At 56.1% G+C, this 18,645-nt stretch carries 19 protein-coding genes; 3 read left to right on the forward strand and 16 right to left on the reverse strand.

Going from position 1 to position 18,645, the window contains the following annotated elements; translation table 11 throughout:
• Positions 1 to 47: 47 nt before the first annotated feature.
• The 12 genes from ispG to rpsB form a co-directional block, all read right to left on the reverse strand.
• On the reverse strand, positions 48 to 1,106 hold the full coding sequence (gene ispG / locus GFC01_RS09475) for a flavodoxin-dependent (E)-4-hydroxy-3-methylbut-2-enyl-diphosphate synthase (protein ID WP_341473872.1): 1,059 nt from the start codon (positions 1,104 to 1,106) through the stop codon (positions 48 to 50).
• 48 nt (positions 1,107 to 1,154) lie between these two features.
• The gene (gene rseP / locus GFC01_RS09480) at positions 1,155 to 2,174 is read right to left on the reverse strand and encodes an RIP metalloprotease RseP (protein WP_152946593.1); all 1,020 of its coding nucleotides are present in this window, start codon (positions 2,172 to 2,174) and stop codon (positions 1,155 to 1,157) included.
• Positions 2,175 to 2,178: 4 nt separating this feature from the next.
• On the reverse strand, positions 2,179 to 3,330 hold the full coding sequence (locus GFC01_RS09485) for a 1-deoxy-D-xylulose-5-phosphate reductoisomerase (protein ID WP_152946595.1): 1,152 nt from the start codon (positions 3,328 to 3,330) through the stop codon (positions 2,179 to 2,181).
• Between the two features lie 19 nt (positions 3,331 to 3,349).
• Positions 3,350 to 4,426 (reverse strand): sporulation integral membrane protein YtvI, encoded by a 1,077-nt coding sequence (gene ytvI / locus GFC01_RS09490; RefSeq protein WP_341473873.1) that lies wholly within the window; start codon positions 4,424 to 4,426, stop codon positions 3,350 to 3,352.
• 10 nt (positions 4,427 to 4,436) lie between these two features.
• A complete protein-coding gene (locus tag GFC01_RS09495) occupies positions 4,437 to 5,225 on the reverse strand; it encodes a phosphatidate cytidylyltransferase (RefSeq protein ID WP_152946597.1) in 789 nt (262 codons plus the stop codon).
• A complete protein-coding gene (locus tag GFC01_RS09500) occupies positions 5,204 to 6,025 on the reverse strand; it encodes an isoprenyl transferase (protein WP_341473874.1) in 822 nt (273 codons plus the stop codon). The genes GFC01_RS09495 and GFC01_RS09500 overlap by 22 nt, the downstream gene beginning before the upstream one ends.
• Positions 6,026 to 6,103: 78 nt before the next feature.
• Positions 6,104 to 6,271: a DUF362 domain-containing protein gene (locus tag GFC01_RS09505; protein ID WP_341473875.1), complete on the reverse strand. Its 168-nt coding sequence runs from the start codon at positions 6,269 to 6,271 to the stop codon at positions 6,104 to 6,106.
• Positions 6,272 to 6,273: 2 nt separating this feature from the next.
• Positions 6,274 to 6,495, reverse strand: coding sequence for a hypothetical protein (locus tag GFC01_RS09510; RefSeq protein ID WP_152946599.1), 222 nt, complete (start codon positions 6,493 to 6,495; stop codon positions 6,274 to 6,276).
• Complete coding sequence (frr, locus tag GFC01_RS09515) at positions 6,492 to 7,049, reverse strand: ribosome recycling factor (protein WP_152946600.1); 558 nt, start codon at positions 7,047 to 7,049, stop codon at positions 6,492 to 6,494. Before frr ends, GFC01_RS09510 begins: the two co-directional genes overlap by 4 nt.
• Positions 7,042 to 7,773, reverse strand: a complete 732-nt coding sequence (gene pyrH / locus GFC01_RS09520) for a UMP kinase (protein WP_341473876.1) — start codon at positions 7,771 to 7,773, stop codon at positions 7,042 to 7,044. The genes frr and pyrH overlap by 8 nt, the downstream gene beginning before the upstream one ends.
• 83 nt (positions 7,774 to 7,856) lie before the next feature.
• Complete coding sequence (gene tsf / locus GFC01_RS09525; RefSeq protein ID WP_152946602.1) at positions 7,857 to 8,513, reverse strand: translation elongation factor Ts; 657 nt, start codon at positions 8,511 to 8,513, stop codon at positions 7,857 to 7,859.
• A gap of 370 nt (positions 8,514 to 8,883) precedes the next feature.
• Positions 8,884 to 9,588: a 30S ribosomal protein S2 gene (gene rpsB, locus GFC01_RS09530; RefSeq protein ID WP_152946604.1), complete on the reverse strand. Its 705-nt coding sequence runs from the start codon at positions 9,586 to 9,588 to the stop codon at positions 8,884 to 8,886.
• 454 nt (positions 9,589 to 10,042) lie between these two features.
• On the opposite strand from rpsB, the gene GFC01_RS09535 reads away from it, so the two are divergent.
• On the forward strand, positions 10,043 to 11,743 hold the full coding sequence (locus GFC01_RS09535) for a PAS domain-containing sensor histidine kinase (protein ID WP_152946606.1): 1,701 nt from the start codon (positions 10,043 to 10,045) through the stop codon (positions 11,741 to 11,743).
• Here the strand turns inward: GFC01_RS09535 and GFC01_RS09540 are convergent.
• Positions 11,700 to 13,835 (reverse strand): FAD-dependent oxidoreductase, encoded by a 2,136-nt coding sequence (locus GFC01_RS09540; RefSeq protein ID WP_152946607.1) that lies wholly within the window; start codon positions 13,833 to 13,835, stop codon positions 11,700 to 11,702. The genes GFC01_RS09535 and GFC01_RS09540 overlap by 44 nt on opposite strands.
• Before the next feature lie 741 nt (positions 13,836 to 14,576).
• Here GFC01_RS09540 and GFC01_RS09545 point away from each other — a divergent pair.
• Both GFC01_RS09545 and GFC01_RS09550 read left to right on the forward strand, forming a co-directional pair.
• The gene (locus GFC01_RS09545; protein ID WP_152946608.1) at positions 14,577 to 14,726 is read left to right on the forward strand and encodes a hypothetical protein; all 150 of its coding nucleotides are present in this window, start codon (positions 14,577 to 14,579) and stop codon (positions 14,724 to 14,726) included.
• A gap of 36 nt (positions 14,727 to 14,762) precedes the next feature.
• Entirely contained in the window at positions 14,763 to 15,746 is a 984-nt protein-coding gene (locus GFC01_RS09550) for a TSUP family transporter (protein ID WP_152946609.1), read from the forward strand.
• Positions 15,747 to 15,749: 3 nt separating this feature from the next.
• On the opposite strand, the gene GFC01_RS09555 is transcribed toward GFC01_RS09550, so the two are convergent.
• The 3 genes from GFC01_RS09555 to GFC01_RS09565 all read right to left on the reverse strand — a co-directional run bounded on the left by GFC01_RS09555 (position 15,750) and on the right by GFC01_RS09565 (position 18,345).
• Positions 15,750 to 16,427, reverse strand: coding sequence for a hypothetical protein (locus tag GFC01_RS09555; protein ID WP_152946610.1), 678 nt, complete (start codon positions 16,425 to 16,427; stop codon positions 15,750 to 15,752).
• Positions 16,428 to 16,603: 176 nt separating this feature from the next.
• A complete protein-coding gene (locus tag GFC01_RS09560; RefSeq protein WP_152946612.1) occupies positions 16,604 to 17,422 on the reverse strand; it encodes a TIGR02186 family protein in 819 nt (272 codons plus the stop codon).
• Entirely contained in the window at positions 17,422 to 18,345 is a 924-nt protein-coding gene (locus GFC01_RS09565; protein ID WP_152946614.1) for a sulfite exporter TauE/SafE family protein, read from the reverse strand. Before GFC01_RS09565 ends, GFC01_RS09560 begins: the two co-directional genes overlap by 1 nt.
• Positions 18,346 to 18,645 lie beyond the last annotated feature (300 nt).

Here is an 18,645-nt window from a genome sequence, read left to right on the forward strand (position 1 = left end):
GTCAGACACCGGTTATCGGGTTGTGAGCGCCGGGTTATCGTAAAATGTTATTCCGATACCATCTTTTCCACTTCCCGTACCAGGGCATCCACCAGACCGGCTTCCGGCACCCGGCTAACCACCAGGCCGCTCCGGAAAAGGAGGCCGCCGCCCTTCCCGCAGGCAATGCCCACGTCGGCGTGGGCGGCTTCCCCGGGACCGTTTACAGCACACCCCATAACAGCCACCTTTAATGGTTTCTCCACCCACTGCAGCCGGTCCTCCACCATGAGCGCTATATTTTCCAGATCCACCTGTGTCCGGCCGCAGGTGGGACAGGAAATCAATTCAATGCCCCGCCGGCGCAATCCCAGGGCTTTTAAAATTTCATAGCCCACCCGTACTTCTTCCACCGGGTCGCCGGTAAGGGAAACCCGGATGGTGTCACCGATGCCCTGGGCCAGCAGCGCGCCGATGCCCACGGCCGACTTGATGGTTCCCGAGCGAACCGTGCCGGCTTCCGTAACCCCCACATGAAAGGGATAATCCACCTCGGCGGCCAGCAGCCGGTAGGCTTCCATCATCAGAGGCACATCCGAGGCTTTCAGGGAAACTTTGATTTCCCGGTAGTCCATCTCTTCCAGGAGGCGTATGTGTCTTAAAGCGCTGTCCACCATGGCCCGGGCCGTGGGACCGCCGTATCTGGCCAGCAAATCCTTTTCCAGGGATCCGGCGTTGACACCAATGCGTATGGGCACCTTCCTGGACCGGGCGGCCTCCACCACCCGGGCCACCCGGTCCGGACCGCCGATATTGCCGGGGTTGATCCGGAGCCCATCCACCCCGGCCGCCAGGGCATCCAGGGCCAGCCGGTGGTCGAAATGTATATCGGCAATGATGGGAATGGGGCTTTGCCCCTTGATCTTTTCCAGGGCACCGGCCGCCCGGGCGTCGGGCACGGCCACCCGCACGATTTCGCAGCCGGCCCGGGCCAGTCTTTTAATCTGGGCCACGGTGGCCGGCACGTCCCGGGTATCGGTATTGGTCATGGACTGCACCGATACCGGCGCGTCGCCTCCCACCTGCACCCCACCCACAAAAACGGCACGGGTTTTTCTTCTCTGCACGGGAAACTCCCCTTTGAAACGGCCGTCAGTCAGCAGATACTATCCGGCTTACATTAGCTGTACTATGTCCTTGTAAGTAATGACCACAATCAACAGTAACAACAAACCGAAACCAATCAGGTGGATAAAGTTTTCCTTGGCGGGATCCACCGGCCGGCCCCTTAAGCCTTCCACCACCAGGAAAAGAATGCGGCTGCCGTCTAAGGCCGGAACGGGTAACAGATTAAACAGACCCAGGTTTATACTCAAAAAGGCGGCCAGCTGTATGAGGTAAAAGAGACCCATTTTAACGGCGGTATTGATCTCCTGTACAATTCGTACCGGACCCCCCAGTTCGGCGGGTGCCTGACCGGTGATCATTTTCCCGATAAAGTCCAGAATGAGCACACTGATGCGCACGGTATACTCCACACCCCGGCCCAGGGCGCTGAAGGGATTCAGCCGGCGCAGTTCCTGGGCGGGATATATCCCAATTTTTCCCATACCCTGGGGATCCGCCACCGTCAACAGGTGGATTTTCCTTTCCTTTCCGGCCCGGACCACGGTCAGGGTGAGGGATTGGCCTGGATGGGTATTCACCAGGTGACTTAATTGCTCCCAGGTGTCCACGGGCTGATCATTGATGGCCACCACCCGGTCGCCGGGCAGCACCCCGGCCTTTTCCGCCGGCTGACCCGGAACCAGTTTGCCAATGGTAGTGGTGGGAGTGGGCACTCCCTGGGTTATAAAGATGACGGCCAGCAACAGGGCGGCCAGCAGGAAATTCATCGCCGGGCCGGCGGCAATCACCGCCGCCCGCTGGTAGACGGGCTTTTTCTGAAAGCTGCGCTCCTCGTCGTCCACCTCTTCCGCCGGATCCATGCCGGCCATGCGCACATACCCCCCCAGGGGCAACAGGCGCAGGTTGTAAACCGTTTCCCCCCGGATCAGGCCAATCAGTTTTGGTCCGAAACCGATGCTGAACTCGTGCACTTTGATGCCCACCCGCTTGGCCACCAGAAAATGTCCCAGTTCGTGAAAAAGGATGAGCAAACCAAAAACCACTATGGACGCCCAGAATGTCTGCATGACATCACCTTCTTATAATTTCCCGGGCCTTTTCCCGGGCCCAGCCGTCGGCAAAAAGAATTTCTTCCAGATCGGGCCGGGAAACAACCCGGTGTTCGTCCATAACCGCCTCCACCACCCGGGAGATACCGGTAAAACCAATCTCCCCGTTCAAAAAGGCCTCCACCGCCACCTCGTTGGCCGCGTTCAGCACCGCCGGCATGGTTCCCCCGGCCCGCCCGGCGGCGTAGGCCAGGCCCAGACAGGGAAACCGCCGGGTGTCCGGAGGTTCAAAGGTTAAACCTTTTAAACTATACCAGTTCACCCGGGGCAGCCGGTTGGACCAGCGCCGGGGATAGGACAGGGCGTACTGAATGGGCAGGCGCATGTCCGGCGGACCCATCTGGGCCAGTACCGAACCATCCACAAATTCCACCATGGAATGGATGATGCTCTGGGGATGAATGACCACCTCAATCCGGTCCAGATCAACCCCGAAAAGCCACCGGGCTTCCAGAACCTCCAGGCCTTTGTTCATCAACGTGGCCGAATCGATGGTAATCTTGCGGCCCATGGTCCAATTGGGATGGGCCAGGGCCTGCTCCACCGTTACGGCGGACAAATCCGCCGGTTCCCGGCGAAAGGGACCGCCCGAAGCGGTAAGCATAATCCTGTTCACGGCATTTTCCCGGTGGCCGTCCAGGCACTGCCAGATGGCCGAATGTTCACTGTCCACGGGAAAAATGTCCGCCCCCGTCGACCTGGCCAGTTCCATCACCAGCGCCCCGGCCGCCACCAGGGTTTCCTTGTTGGCCAGGGCAATGGAAAGACCTTTGCGCAGTGCCGCCACCGTCGGCATCAACCCTGCGGTACCCGTTATGGCCGTTAATACTACCCGGGCGCCGGAAGAGGCAGCCACCTGTACCAGCCCGTCTTCACCCCAGAATATTTCCGGTCCCCCGGTACCGGAAAGGTGTTTTTTCAGCTCCCGGGCTTCCCCTTCTCCGGCCACCGCTACCACCCGGGGATGGAATTCCTTAATCTGCTGCAGCAAAAGGGGCCAGTTCCGGCCGGCACTCAAACCGGCCACCCGCAGGTCTCCGGGAAACTCCCGGATTACATCCAGCGCCTGCCGCCCAATGGACCCGGTACTGCCCAGAATAGCTATTTCTTTCATCAAACCACATCTTTCGCTATTATTTGCCCGGGTTAACCGGTGTACGGGTTTTCATTGCCGCCAGCAGGGCAATGAGGGTCAAAGGACCCAGAACCAGGCCAAGGACGCCGACGAGCTTCAACCCGGCATACATGGCCACCAGAACGGCCAGGGGGTGCAACCCCAGATTGGCCGCCACCACCCGGGCTTCCAGCACCTGCCTTACTCCCCATACCAGCAGGTATAAAAACAACAGCTTGATCCCAAAACCAATATTGCCGGTAAACAGGCACCAGATGGCCCAGGGCACATAAACGGTAGCCGGTCCCAGCACCGGAATAATATCAAAGAATCCAATCAACAAACCAATGGTCAGGGAATATTTGGCGCCGATGAGATACAAACCAACGATACTTTGCAATGTGGTCAAAGTAACCAGAAAGGACTGGGCGCGCAAATAACCCAGGGAAGCGCCCATCACCTCCCGGCTTACCTCCACCACCCGGCCACCCCAGGGCGGCGGTACCGTTTTCAGCCACAACTGGACTATCAGAGGATGGTCCCGGCTGACGAAAAAAGTAGCCACCAGCGCCACCACAATAGCCGTCACCGCATTGGGAAGGGAGGTAACCATATGCAATAAAGAGCCGGCCAGAGAACCGGCCGTGCGGGAAAGCCAGCCGGTAACGGTGCCCATGTTCTCCTGGATCCGCCCGGTAACCACCGGCGGCAACTGGAAGTAAAAAAACCGGCCCCTTTCCACCAGCTGGTTAATGGAGTCCTGTAAAGGGCCCATGTACTGGGGTAAACGTACGGAAAGATCACTTAACTCCCCCGCCAGGTGCAGGCTCAAAAAAGCCAGCAATGCCCCTATCCCGCCGATAAACACCAGCATGGACACAGCGACGGCAAAGGAGCGGTTCAACCGGCAACGATAATTTAGAAACCGCACCAGCGGCTCCATTAAGACGGCAATGATTACCGCCATGATAAATGGAGTAAGCACAACCAGCAGAAAATGTAAAACATGCAGAACTTCCGGTACAACGTACTTCCAGGCCAGATAAAACAGTAAAATTGTTGTAATGATCAGGGCTACCCGCAGGGACTTGGGCACCGGGGTCACCTCAACTTATTATAAACCTTCCTACGTAATAATATACCAGAGGGGCGGTAAACAACATACTGTCGAAACGGTCGAGGATACCTCCGTGACCGGGGATGATATCCCCGGCATCCTTTACCCCGGCCTGCCGCTTAAAGGCCGATTCCACCAGATCCCCCAGCAGGGCGGCCACCCCCAGCAATAAACCCAGGAAAAGCAGCGACCCGCGGGGGATAAAGGGATAGATAAAGGAAAAAACGGCAGCGGCACCCAGGCTGCCGGCAATACCTCCCAGGGCGCCTTCCACGGTTTTGCCGGGACTTAAAACCGGAACCAGCTGATGCCTTCCCCACCGCCGCCCGATAAAATAGGCCAGGGTGTCACTGGACCAGGTACCCACCAGGGTAAAGATCAACCAGATCCACCCGTCGGACAACAGTCGCAACAGATAGAGAAAAACAAACAATCCCACATAAAAGGTGGACAGCAGGGTCACAGCACCCTCCACCGGTGTGAAACCGGGATATTGCAGAACCATGGTCAAAAGAATTAGAAACAACAGGGGCACCGCCGCCACCCCCCAGACGGCATCCCTGTATATGTATGTCAGGATAAGCAGTAAAAGACTGCTCACCAGGGATAACCAGAGGGGCAGGTAGAGCCTGATCCTTTGAAAAATGGCCACTATTTCCATGGACGCCAGGATCATCAACAAACCGGTCAATATGAAAAGGGGCAGGCTCCCGTGCCATACGGCGACAATAATCAGGGGGATGCCCACCAGGGCACTTAAGATCCGGTGCCTGAGCAACTTCTGTCACCTCTAACCAGGCCACCAAAACGCCGTTCCCGCCGCTGATAATCCACCAGGGCCTGCAAAAGGTGAACGCGTCGAAAATCGGGCCACATAACGGTGGTCATCCAGAATTCCGTATAAGAAAGCTGCCATAAAAGAAAGTTGCTCACCCGGTAATCCCCGGCCGGCCGGATCAATAAATCGGGATCGGGCTGGCCGGCGGTGTACAGGTGCCCATCAATGGTGGATTCGTCAATGTCCCCGGGGGAAAGAACACCCCGGGCCACCTTCTGGGCTATGGTGCGCACGGCATCCACCAGTTCGGTGCGCCCCCCGTAATTCAGAGCCAGGTTCAATACCAGCCTGTGGTTGTTCCTGGTCCGCAGACAGGCCGCCTCCAGGGCTTCCCGGGCGGAAACCGGCAGTTCCTGAAGGCGTCCAATGGGATGAATACGGATATCGTTGGCACAAAGTTCGTCAATTTCCCGGTGCAGGTATTCCACCAGCAAGTTCATGAGAATATCCACCTCATCCCTGGGACGCTTCCAGTTTTCCGTGGAAAAGGCATACACGGTTAAATAACCGATGCCCAGCTCGGCGCAGGCGCGGACAACTTCCCGCAGGGACTCCACCCCGGCCCGGTGACCATAAGTCCTGGGCAAACCCCGCCGCTGCGCCCAGCGACCGTTGCCATCCATTATAATGGCCACATGACGGGGCAAACGGTGTAAGTCCAGGCGGGCCTTCAGCATCTCCTCTTCCTGGGCCTGCCTTGAACCGCCCCCCCAGAAACTACGAACCAGGCTTTTGAGCACAGGTACACCTCCTTAAACCGGCCCCGCTATAATTATATTACTAAACAACCCCCTCCGGAAATGAGGGGGTTTTGTCCATTACTCTTCAATAATGGCTCCGGTAGGGCAGGCATCAATGCATGTGCCGCAGTTCTCACACTTGTCGGGGTCAATACGGTAAATATCACCCTCAACGATGGCTTCATTGGGACAGGATTCGGCACAGGTCCCGCAGGCCAAACATTCATCGGTAATACGATAGGCCACCTTCACACCTCCTTTCCCTGGTTTTCCCGTGCCACTGTTAACACTGCCTTTTCGGGAGCGGCAACGGTAATGCGGACTACCCGTAGCGGTCCCCCCGGATTATCCCGGGGCGGTGCCGTGGTACACACTTCCACATGCCAGTTCAGGGCGGCACAGATATCCAGGGCTTCGGAAAGTTCCAGGGCCAGCACATCCGGCACCCGTGAAACATCCTTATTCATCAAATCTGCATGATCTCCTGTTCCTTGTTGCTGACCAGCTGATCTATTTCCTTGATATATTTATCGGTCAGCTTCTGAATTTCATCCTGGTGGCGTCTCAATTCATCTTCCGAAATCTCCCCGTTTTTCTGCTGCTGCTTAACCGCATCGTTTACATCCCGGCGGATATTACGAATGGCCACCCGTCCCTCTTCCGCTTTTTTCTTAATTACTTTAACCAGTTCCGCCCGCCTTTCCTGGGTAAGCTGCGGAATGGCCAGGCGGATAACCGAACCGTCACTGGAAGGAGTAATACCCAGATCGGACTTCAAGATGGCCCGTTCGATTTCCGGCAATACGGACTTATCCCACGGCTGAATCACCAGCAGGCGTGCCTCGGGCACCGAAACGGTGGCCAGCTGGTTCACCGGTGTGGGGGTACCGTAGTAGTTCACCATCACCTTGTCCAGCAGAGCCGGGGTGGCCCGGCCGGCCCGCAGGCTGGCAAATTCCTTCCGGACCACTTCCACGGTTTTTTGCATATTTTTTTCCGCCTCGGTAAGGTGCGGATTAGCCATTGTAATCACCTCCGACATATGTGCCCACATTTTCGCCCAGGACGGCCTTTTTTATGTTACCCTCCCGGTTAAGATTAAAGACCACCAGGGGAATGCGATTATCCATGCACAAAGAGGTGGCCGTGGCATCCATCACCGCCAGTCCCCGGTTCAACAGCTCAATGTATGTCAGGCGATCGAAGCGGCGGGCACCGGGATTCTTCATGGGATCCGAATCGTAAACCCCGTTCACCCTTTTGGCCATCAGGATAACATCGGCTTCTATTTCAGCCGCTCTCAAGGCGGCCGTGGTATCGGTGGAAAAGTAGGGATTACCCGTGCCGGCGGCGAAAATCACCACCCGTCCCTTTTCCAGATGACGGATGGCCCGGCGGCGGATATAGGGCTCGGCCACTTCCCGCATCTCTATGGCCGTCTGCACCCGGGTATCCACCCCCTGTTTTTCCAGGGCGTCCTGCAGGGCCAGGGAATTAATGACCGTGGCCAGCATTCCCATATAATCGGCCGTGGCCCGGTCCATCCCCTTGGCGCTACCGGCCACGCCCCGCCAGATGTTCCCACCGCCCACCACTACGGCCAGCTGTACGCCCATGCCCGTCAGTTCATCAATCTGCACGGCAATGGATTTAACCACATCGGGGTCTATGCCGTAACCCTGGGATCCGGCCAGGGCTTCACCGCTTAATTTCAGCACCACCCGTTTATACCTGGGAGTTTGCGTCACCGGTTTTGACCTCCAGTCTCCCCAGTTTTATTCTACAATGCCGGTAAAATTCCTCTTCCCAGGCGGGAAATTTTAAAAAGCAGTCAACTCTTCTGGCTGGCCGCCATAACTTCGGCTGCAAAGTCGTCCTGTCGCCTGGCCAGCCCTTCGCCCAGTTCATAGCGGACAAAACGGCGAACGGATATATTTTCACCTATTTTGGCGATTTTTTCGGTCAACAATTGCTGTACCGTAATATCGGGGTCTTTAATAAATGGCTGTTCCAAAAGACATACCTCTTTATAAAACTTCTCCAGCCGCCCCTCCACCATTTTTTGGATGATCTTTTCCGGCTTGCCTTCGTTCCGGGCCTGGGCAGTGAGCACTTCCCGTTCCCGGGCAATAACATCCTCCGGCACATCTTCCCGGCGCACGTACTCCGGACGAGAGGCCGCTATCTGCATGGCTATGTCCCGCACAAACAGGCGGAACTCATCGGTCTTGGCCACAAAGTCGGTTTCGCAGTTCACTTCCACCAGCACGCCAATGCGTCCCCCGCCGTGGATATAGGCATCTACCACGCCTTCGGTGGTGATGCGTCCGGCTTTTTTGGCGGCAGCAGCCAAACCCTTTTCCCGTAAAAAATCCACCGCCTTTTCCATATCGCCGCCGGTCTCGGTCAGCGCCCTTTTGCAGTCCATCATTCCGGCTCCGGTACGTTCCCGCAGTTCTTTAACCATTGCCGCTGTTACTTCGGCCATATGTATACCCCCTTAAGATGGTCGTCGGTCTTCAGATATCGGACGTCGCATTAAGTAGACCGGCATTCACCGGTAAAAAACAGCTGCAAAATAACCCCGGCAAATCCATAACAATTTGACTTTAACGACAGCCCGGTGCCGGTGAGGGCCGGGCAAATTAAAAATTGTTCAAGCGATTTCCATTCCTTAATTAAAAGACAAACTGTTCCCATGCCGGAATTCCTCAACGATTCCTGCAATCCCAGACTTTTCTAATATAATATATCCACAATTACCGCTGGTCAAACAGGAAAAGTTCCCCGTAATAGAAAAAAGCAGGGGTTACCCGTAAGGAATGGTTCTTGCGGGGCCCCCTACCCTTTTTCTCCGGTTATTCGGCCACAGCCAGCTGCTCTCCCTGCCTGCCTTCCAGGACGGCATCGGCAATCTTGCTGGTCAGCAGCCGCACCGCCCGGATGGCGTCATCGTTACCCGGAATAACATAATCGATTTCATCGGGATCGCAGTTGGTATCCACGATGGCTACTATGGGAATGTGCAGTTTCCGGGCCTCGGCCACCGCAATGCGCTCCTTGCGAGGATCAATTACAAATAGCGCTCCCGGCAGCTTGCGCATGTCCTTGATGCCCCCCAGAAACTTTTGCAGCCTTTCCTTTTCGTGCAAAAGCTCGGCAACTTCCTTTTTGGGCAGGACATCCATGGTGCCGCTGGCTTCCATGCGCTCCAGCTCGTGGAGGCGATCAATCCGCCGGCGAATGGTCTGGAAATTGGTAAGCATGCCACCCAGCCAGCGCTGGTTGACATAAAACATGTTACAGCGCTCCGCCTCTTCCTTTACCGACTCCTGCGCCTGCTTTTTGGTGCCCACAAAGAGGATGGTCCCCCCTTCAGCGACCAGGTTTTTAACGAAGTTGTAAGCTTCTTCCACCTTGCGAACGGTTTTCTGCAGGTCGATAATATAGATCCCGTTGCGGTCGGTGAAAATATAGGGGGCCATTTTGGGGTTCCATCGCCGGGTCTGGTGCCCGAAGTGCACGCCGGCCTCCAGCAACTGCTTCATGGAAATAATCGCCATCCAAGCCACCTCCTTCCGGTTTTTTCCGCCGCCGCCCTCATCTTTCCACAAAGCCCGCGGGGGGCACCTTTGTAGAAATCAAGCGGCGTGTGTATTCACACCAGGATGTATTCTAACACAAAACCACACCCGGTGCAAGGCGGGTACGGGGCCGGTACAAGGAAAAGTTTTACACACCGAAGCAGGGAAAAGGTTGTAAGCGTTGAATTAATTTGCAGTTGACGGCATCTTTCCTTCGACAAAAGTTCACCCAACCGGGAAAGGCGCGGTCCAGCAATCACCAGAATATTACTTTACTCCTGGTGTTTCAGGTTTATTAATTGATACCACTGGTTTTACTAAGACCTGGTATGCCATTGAGTGCCGGGTCCAGAGCGAACGATAATGTGGAGCGCCGGTAACAGCGCCTGGTGAGATTTATTTCCGCCTTAAGCTACGGGGGTGTCATAAATTAATGTCGGCTAAAAACTGGCGTCTTTTACTGGTGGCCGTGCCGGTTGCCCTGATACTGCTCTATTTTGCCGTATACGAAAATTCGCTTTTTTTTAAACATCTGAATATGGAACCTTTCACCACCCGGCCGGAACTGGTCACCAAACTGGTTTTCTCCATGGCCCTGCACAACGTAATGCTCCTTTTGCTGGCCGGTTTGTTGGGTTTCAGCATGTTCAAGTACTACCGCGTCCGCCAGGGGCAAAGGCTGGCCCAGGAGGAAATAATCAGGGAAATCCAGATGAAAGAATTCGTCACCAGCGTATTGAACAGCACCCCCCTGGCCATCATGACCGCGGATAACCATATGAAGATCAGCTTTGTCAACCGGGCCTGGGAAAGTTTGGTGGGATATACGGGAAATGAAGTGGAGGGGAAGGATCTATCCGAATTATTGGGGCTACTCCAGGCAAAGATGATGGAAACCGGGACCACCGAAAGGAACCCTGGATTTCCCGTACCGGGCAAGCAGTTAAATATAACGGGGAAAAACGGTCAGTTAATCCACGTTACGCTGGATACCACCCCCCTGATGCGGGGGGATACCAGGGAAGGAACCATTATCTACGTTATGGATATAAGCGCGGAAGTGAAATATGATAACTTGAAACAAACAGCCGCCACCATTCTGGAGCAGATGCTGGGCGGCGTAATCGCCGTGGATGCCTCGGGAAAGGTGACCATGTTCAACCGCAGCGCCGAGCAGATTACCGGTATAGAAGCCTCCCACGCCATCGGGCGTTCCCTGACCGATCTGTTCCCGAAGGTGGCCCCGGAAAAACTGGTACCCCTCCAGGCGTTGCAAAAAGGGGCACCGGTGGGTCCGGTGGAAGAACAATGGAACTTTCAGGGGAAAAACTATATCCTGCTCACCAGTGCCGATGTCTTACGGGAGAAAAACGGCCGGATCAGCGGGGCGGTCACCGTATTCCATGATATCACCCAGTTGCGCCATCAGCAGGATCTGGACCACAACCGGGAAAAGCTGGCTGTGGTGGGTCAGATGGCAGCAGGCATGGCCCATGAGTTGCGCAATCCCCTGACTTCGGTAAAGGGCTTCGCCCAACTCCTGGGTGAACGGCTGGCTGACGAAAAAAATAAAGAATACCTGAATATCATCATCCGGGAAATAGACCGCACCAATGAAATCATCCGGGATTTTCTCCTGCTGGCCCGTCCCCGATCCCCCCGGGGAGAACTGGTGGATTTGAACCAGCTACTCAATGATCTGCTGCCTCTAATTGAAAGCCAGTGCCTGCTCACGGAAGTGGATCTGGTCCGGTGCCAGGACCCGGCTCTGCCGGTCATTCCGGGGGAACCGGACCAGCTCAAACAGGTGCTGCTCAATTTGATCCATAACGCCCTGCAGGCCATGGAAGGACGGGAAAAGAAAACCCTCACCCTGGCCACCCACTACCTGCCGGACAGCGGGGAAATCAAAGTGGTGGTACGGGATACGGGCACCGGCATGAGTCCGGAGGTGCTAAAACGCCTGGGGACACCTTTTTTTACCACCAAAGACGCCGGCACCGGTCTGGGACTTACCGTATCCTACCGCATTATCGAAAACCATGGCGGCCGCGTGGAAGTGGAAAGCCATGCCGGCGCCGGCAGCGAATTCAGGCTTTATCTACCTGTGCCACCCTCCGGGCAAAAGCACTGAGCCAGGCCAGGGGATCACCGTCTACGCCGAGGGTGTGCCATTGCAGACACACAGGGTCATAACCCAGATCCGACAGCAAATTCCGGAAGCGCTTTAACTGTCCCTTTACCCGGGCCGCACCGCCGGCGTGACGGCATTGCTCATCTCCACAGGTAATCACCGCCACCCCCCGGGCTCCCCCTTCCAGAGCCCTGAGCAACCAGACCGGATCCAGCGCTCCGGCCGTGGGCAGGGTAATCACCTTTGCCCGGCCCATGCCGGAAGCCAGGGATGTAAAGCCGGGAGGCAGTCCCAGAAAGTGTGCCCGCTGGCAGACAAAGACGGCCAGGGGAGGATCGGCGGCTCCTGCGGGGGACTCCATCCCGGAAGCCGCGGGCCCGTGGCAGTCCGCCACGTTACCGGCATCCGGTCCGCCGGAAACACGGCCTGGAACGTTTCCCGGAGCATCCCCTGCGGCAGCGACACCAGCCAGAAGGGCGTTTACCTTTTCCGCCGGTAAGCCGGTGATTTCAATGGCCCCCGCCGGGCAGGCGGTGGCACAGATGCCGCATCCCTGGCAGGCGTCGGCCCCGATGCTGGCCCGCCCCTCCACCACCGGTACGCCGTAGGGGCATACCCGGCGGCAGGTCAAACAGGCCACACAGCGCTCCGTATTCACCACGGCCCCCAGGCCGCAGCGCAGACAGCGTTCCGCCTCCCGCAAAGCCCTGGTTTGGGTAAAACCCGATTCCACGGGTACAAATGAACTGCGCCTTTCCTCCACCGGCAGTACCGGCACCTCCTGCCGGGGCAGGGATGGTAGCTGCGGCCTGATCCATTGGGGCAAATCGGGAATTACCGGCGGCCGGGTGGCGGAAATCCTTTCCCCCTCCAGATAGGCACAGACAGCGGCGGCCGCCCGGTGGCCGCTGGCCACGGCATTCACGGCCGGGCCGGGACCGGTGGCCACTTCGCCGCAGGCAAATATACCGGGCTCACTGGTGGTCATCCTGTCACCATCCACCAGGAGCTGTCCCCGCTCATTTACCGCCACCGCGCTGCCGTCGAGACAGGTCAAATCGGCACACTGTCCGATGGCCTGAATGATCATCTCACCGGGCACCACCGCCGTCCTGGACTCGTCAAAACGGGGATTGAAACGACCCTTTTCATCAAAAACCGAAACCACCCCTTTGACGGCCAGGCCCTGAATCCGGTCCCCTTCCAGCAAAACCCGCACCGGCCCCCATCCCGGCCACAGTTCCACCCCCTCCTCCAGGGCCTCCTGGATTTCCCAGCTATGGGCGGGCATGATTTCCCGGAATTCCAGGCAAACCACCCGTACTTCCCTTGCCCCCAGGCGCAGGGCCACCCTGGCCACATCCATGGCCACATCCCCGCCACCGATGACAATTACCCGGCGGGCCACAGCATGGGGACGCCCCAGGTTGGCTCCCTGCAGAAAAGGCAGGGCCGGCAGAACCCCCTGCGGATGTTCAAAACCGGGCAGGTTCAGGCACCGGCTGGAGGATAAACCCACCGCCAGGATCACCGCATCGAATTTTTCTTTGAGTTCGGATAAACCCAGATCCTTTCCTATTTCTACTCCCGTACGTATTTCCACCCCGGCGGCCTTGATCCGGGCCACATCCTGCCTGACCACATGTCTGGGTAAACGATAAGTGGGCAGGGAGGCATATAAGTGCCCCCCCGCTTCCGGCCAGCGTTCAAAAACCGTTACCAGATAGCCGCGCGTGGCCAGATCATAAGCGGCGGTCAAGCCCGCCGGCCCCGCCCCCACAACGGCCACCTTGTGGGAAACACCGCTGTGCCCGGACGGGGATGGCCGGGAAAACCCGTTTCTCCCACCGGCTTTCTCCAGAGCGAACCGCTTCAGCGCCCGCACCGCCAGAGGTTCCTCCACCTGCCCCCGGCGGCAGCGTTCTTCACAGGGATGGGGACAAACCCAGGCGCATACGGCAGCAAAGGGATTGGTAGCCCGGATCAGGCGCTCCGCCTCCCGGTAATCTCCCCGGGCTATGGCAGCCAGGTAACCACGGACATCCGTATAAACGGGGCAGGCAGCCGTACATGGCGGCAAAAGCAAACTCATTTGTCCATATTCCCCCTTTAACAGATGAAAATAAATTTTCCCCTCTTCAGTTTCATTAAAACAAAAAATAGTCTTACTTTAGTCCTTCCTGTCTTATTTCGCCTTAGCCGTTTGTAATTCCTGCAGGGGGATGGAAATAAGTCTTCTTGCAGGAAATAACTTTTTTAATATCGAATGGACGGCCACAAGCCATTTTGTGAAACTTTCGCCTTTGCCACGGCGGTGCTCAGCGGAAAAAAACTGCTTTTAGGAGCCGAAGCCTACCCGCGGGCCAAACGCCGTAGTATAACAATATTACAAAGGCATAATACCGGCAGGCTTTAAACAATTATGTTCTTTCGCAAGGGGGTTCCTGCCATGTCCCGCAACACAAACAGACATTTTCTTCCGCCTTTTGCAGTGGCATTCCCGCTGAAAAAAAGATTGCTCCTCAGTGGTAAGAACATCATGGTGACAATTATTCCCACCAGGGTATTGTGATGTCAGTCACAAATTTTATGGCAGAACCTCTTGCACTACAGGAAAGATTGTGATAATATACCACTAGTAAAGTATGTGCTTGTTATCACATGCACGTGTTTTCCTCTACGGGAGGTGGTGGGGCGTATTGCGAAGCTACCTTGTATCAATAAATGCCGGGCTACCTAATACCGGGACCAGCTTAATTTAAGGAGTTGCCCATGGGAACATTGGTTCCCTCCATAAAGCATGAAAATCTATTTTCATAGGGAGGGAAAGGGTATGTTCGAAGGCAGCAATGATTACCTGCTTGCTCTCTACTGCACCCATCCCTATCTGTTTGCTCTCCTGACCATACTGTTGTCCACGGCAGTGGGCATCGCCCTGGAAACACTGACCATCTTTCCCGCTCGCAAAGAAGGTCAGGAGTAGCTACACCAACAACCATTTTCGAAGGGGGGAACTCAAGTGCTGTATCTGCCCCTGGCTGATGTGTTTGTTAACTTTCACGCCCTGTTCCTGCTGGGAACGGGCATTGGCCTGCTCTGGGGAAGCCTCGGCCGGGCCGCCCAGATGTTGACGGTGCCGGCACTCACCCTGTTCGGCTTCCCCAGCACCTTCGCCGTCAGCACCACCCTTACCTCGGCTTTCGGTCGCTCTGCCGCCGTGCTTTTTGATTCCACTCCCCTCACGTACGCTCACCGCAGGCTCGGTTTGGCCCTGGGTCTGTTTGCCCTGGTGGGGGCGGCAGCCGGTTCGCTGTCTCTAATGGGCCTGGCCCGCCTGAACCTGGCCATTCCTGTTCTATATACAGCCTATGGCCTGCTCTTCCTGGGTATCTTCATTTTTTACTGGCCACTACGTCCGCGGAGATGGTATGGCACCCGCTTTCCGTCCCCTTCCTGGCCATTTGGCGGGCGCCCGGGGTTTGACAGCGAACACTTTATTGACTTTGTCTCACTGGGAGATATCCTGCGGGTCGGGTTGTGCAGCGGATTTATTTGCGGGTTTTTGGGCCTGGGGGCCGGGTTGGCGGGAAACATCCTTTTAACCCGTTACCTGGGTGCCCCCCGCCTGGTGGCGCTGGCCACGGATCGCCTTATGTGGATGTTTGCAGCAGGGTCCTCGGTGCTTACCTTCAGTTTGGCCGGGCGGACAGAAATTGTAGCAGTGTTACTATTGATGGCCGGCACAATTCTCGGTCAGCGCACTGGGCAACTTCTTCCGGCCGCAATAAATTTCCTCTTCCAGCGCCGTTTAACGGCCATTATGTGCCTCCTGACCATAATAGCCCTGACAATCAGAGGATTGGGTGAATACAGTCCGGGCGCCTTATTTTTTCTGGGTGCCCTTATGCTGGCCTGCACGTGCGTGGTTCTCGGCTCCTATTGGAACCACCTGCGGGAACGGTTGGGGACCAGACCGGTAAAGCCGCGGCCCCAGCAACGTTAGCCTTCACATCACACCCAGACCGTTGAGCACCGGTTTGGTCACGGCGATGAAGTCGGCCAGTTTTTCAGCGACAAAATGCACATCGTTCCGTAAAACCACTTGAAAGGGTAGCAGCAGTTTCAAGCGATATTTTCCCGTGGTTTCCACCTTGGGCGGTTCCCTTTCCAGGGTTTCGCCCAGTTCCCGTTCAATGGCCTCTTTTTGGGCCAGTAAAGGCAAAAAGACCTGCTTTTTATATCCGTCCATAACCAGGTCAATAACCAGCAAGTCTTCCCCGCGGCGGGGACCCTTGCGGGGGCGGGTGCGCCCGATACGATAGTATATGTCCCGGGAACCAAAGGCCTTTATACATTTCCAGGATTCACTAATCCCCAGCCGCTGACCGGGCAGGCTATAAGTTATGTTGATATTTTTGTCGCCCAGCTTTTCCCGGGCAACGGCCAGCACTTCATCCATAAACTGATCAAAGGACCTGGCCGGTTCCCGGGTCCCAACCTCAAAACTGCCTGTGTTCACCCTTTCTTCCCTGAGCCAGCGTTCGAACCAGTCCAGCACCTTTTTATAATCACCACCTGCACTGGTCACCGGCGCCGACCGTAAATGATGGGTCCCTTTTTCAAAGTCTTTTAAAAAGGCTTCCTTTTGCTGCCGGAATACTTTCAGGAACTCTCTGTCAGTCATCTCCCTCGCTCCTTAACAGATTTTCCTCATGCGAAGGGGTGGCATAACGGGATATGGCCCGGTCAGGTCGGATGCTGTGCTCCGGGTGCCGCTAACAACCCATTACCGGCACCCGGAGGCAGACGCTTTCCGCTCCTTCCAGTGCAGGCAGAATCTCCGGCAGTTCAGGGAAACGGTTAGTGGTGTGCGCTAACGCCCTCGTCCTTAAAAAGGTACTTGTTGATCAGCTTGAACAACCCGGCAATGACGATACCGGCCGTAAGGGCAACGGCAATGCACAACACCCCATAGGCCACAGCGTTAACCTGAGCCATGCCACCCAGGGAACGTACCAATCCCACATTCACCACCGGCAGAACCCGGCTGGCCGTGGCCACCACCCGACCGTCCTTCACCGCATAAACGGTAATTTGACTATCTCCCCGGGGGACTTCCGGAGGAATGGCCAAAGTGGCTTCGTACTGGTTGCCCCTGACCATAACAGCATTTTCAGACATGCTGTAAAGGCCCCGCTGGGTGTTGAGTCGCACCAGCCCGTCCAGATATTCCTTCGCTTCTGCAGGGGGCAGGACGACACTTTTCTCGTCATGCTTTCGCACAACCTGGGCATTGCCCCGAATATAAGAATATTCGCTGTCAATGCCCATGGCCCGCTGCAACTCCGGAGTCAAGCTGGTTATCCGGTCACTACCCAGCACTTTATACATTCCGGGCATTCCCTTTACATTAACTGTTTCCACTGTCATGTAAAAGATACCGCCTTTTTTCCCCTTCTTGCTCAACCCCACGGTCCTTTCAGGAGAAAGCACCTTTATAAATACCCGGCTTCCTTCCGGCACCTGACCGGAAATTTTCACCGTTTCGCCCGCAAAGTTCAGCCCCACTTCCACCGTGGACGGATTGGTGTTCACGGTCAGGGATTGGGCCAGGGCGAGAGGGGCTCCCGGAAGCAACAGCATTGCCACCAGCAAGAAAACCAAAAGTTTATTTTTCATCAGTGCCCCCCTCCCCCCGTGGTTAAACCGATGAAACTGACGGGCACGGTAACCAGATCAACAAACATTTTTACCATCACCATCAAAACGATGAGGGACAGCAACACCCGCAGCTGCTCTCCCTTAAACCGCTTGCTGAACCGGGCGCCAATCTGGGCGCCGATGGTGGAACCGCAAAAGAGCAGGACGGCCAGCACCACATCCACGGTATGGTTGGTTATGGCCTGCTGGAAGGTCACATTCATGCTGGTGAAAACTATCTGAAACAGATCCGTACCTATGGCAGCCATGGTGGGCATACCCAGCAGATAGATCATGGCCGGTACGGTAATGAATCCACCCCCCACACCCATCAGGGCGGCCAGCAATCCTACCAGAAAACCCAAACCCACCACAAAGATGATGTAAGCCCTGATGCCGCTCACCGGAAAATCGGTCTGCAGTGGCAGGGAAGCCAAAAATCGCTTGAATTTCGATGGTTTGGCCGGGTCAGATACTTTTACCTTCCCGCGCAGTGCGTTTAAGCTTTCAATAAACATAAATCCGCCAATGAGAGCCAGGACCACCACGTAAATGAGCTTGACGGCAAAATCATAGTTGCCGAACCCGCGCAGGACCTTCACCAGCTGGGCGCCCACAGTGCCACCCATGATCCCTCCGATAAGAAAGGTGATGCCCATTTTCATATCCACGTTGCCCAAACGTTTATGGGCTATGGCCCCGGAACAGGAAGCAGCCACAATCTGGTTGGAGTCGGAGGCGGCGGCCACAGCCGGTGGAATGCCCACCATCATTAAAAGCGGTGTCAAAAGAAAACCGCCGCCCACCCCAAACAGACCGGACAACACGCCCACCAGAGCCCCCAGGCCCATGATCAGGAAGACGTTTACCGACATTCCCGCTACGGCCAGGTAAATGCTCATAAACCCTCACTCCTCTACTTCTTTCTGGTAAGAAGGCGATGATCATATCTTTCTCGTCCTCTGTTCAGTTTTTTCCGGCCGCTTTCGACCACCACCCCGGGCCCGGCAGTCCCCCAAAACCGCGGGTACGCCCCGGAACAGTGACCGGAAAGCCGTTCCCTGTTTCTCCAGCCCTGCACATTCAACGGGTAGAGGAAATATTTCCTTAACATCACCCCTTTTCCGGCTTGTGCTTGTAAACCCATGCACAAAGCTACTTTTAAAAAAAACGGGTTTAAAATAAATTTGTACCCTCCCCCC

The organism is Desulfofundulus thermobenzoicus, from assembly GCF_009428905.1.
Taxonomy (GTDB): Bacteria; Bacillota; Desulfotomaculia; order Desulfotomaculales; family Desulfovirgulaceae; genus Desulfofundulus_A; species Desulfofundulus_A thermobenzoicus.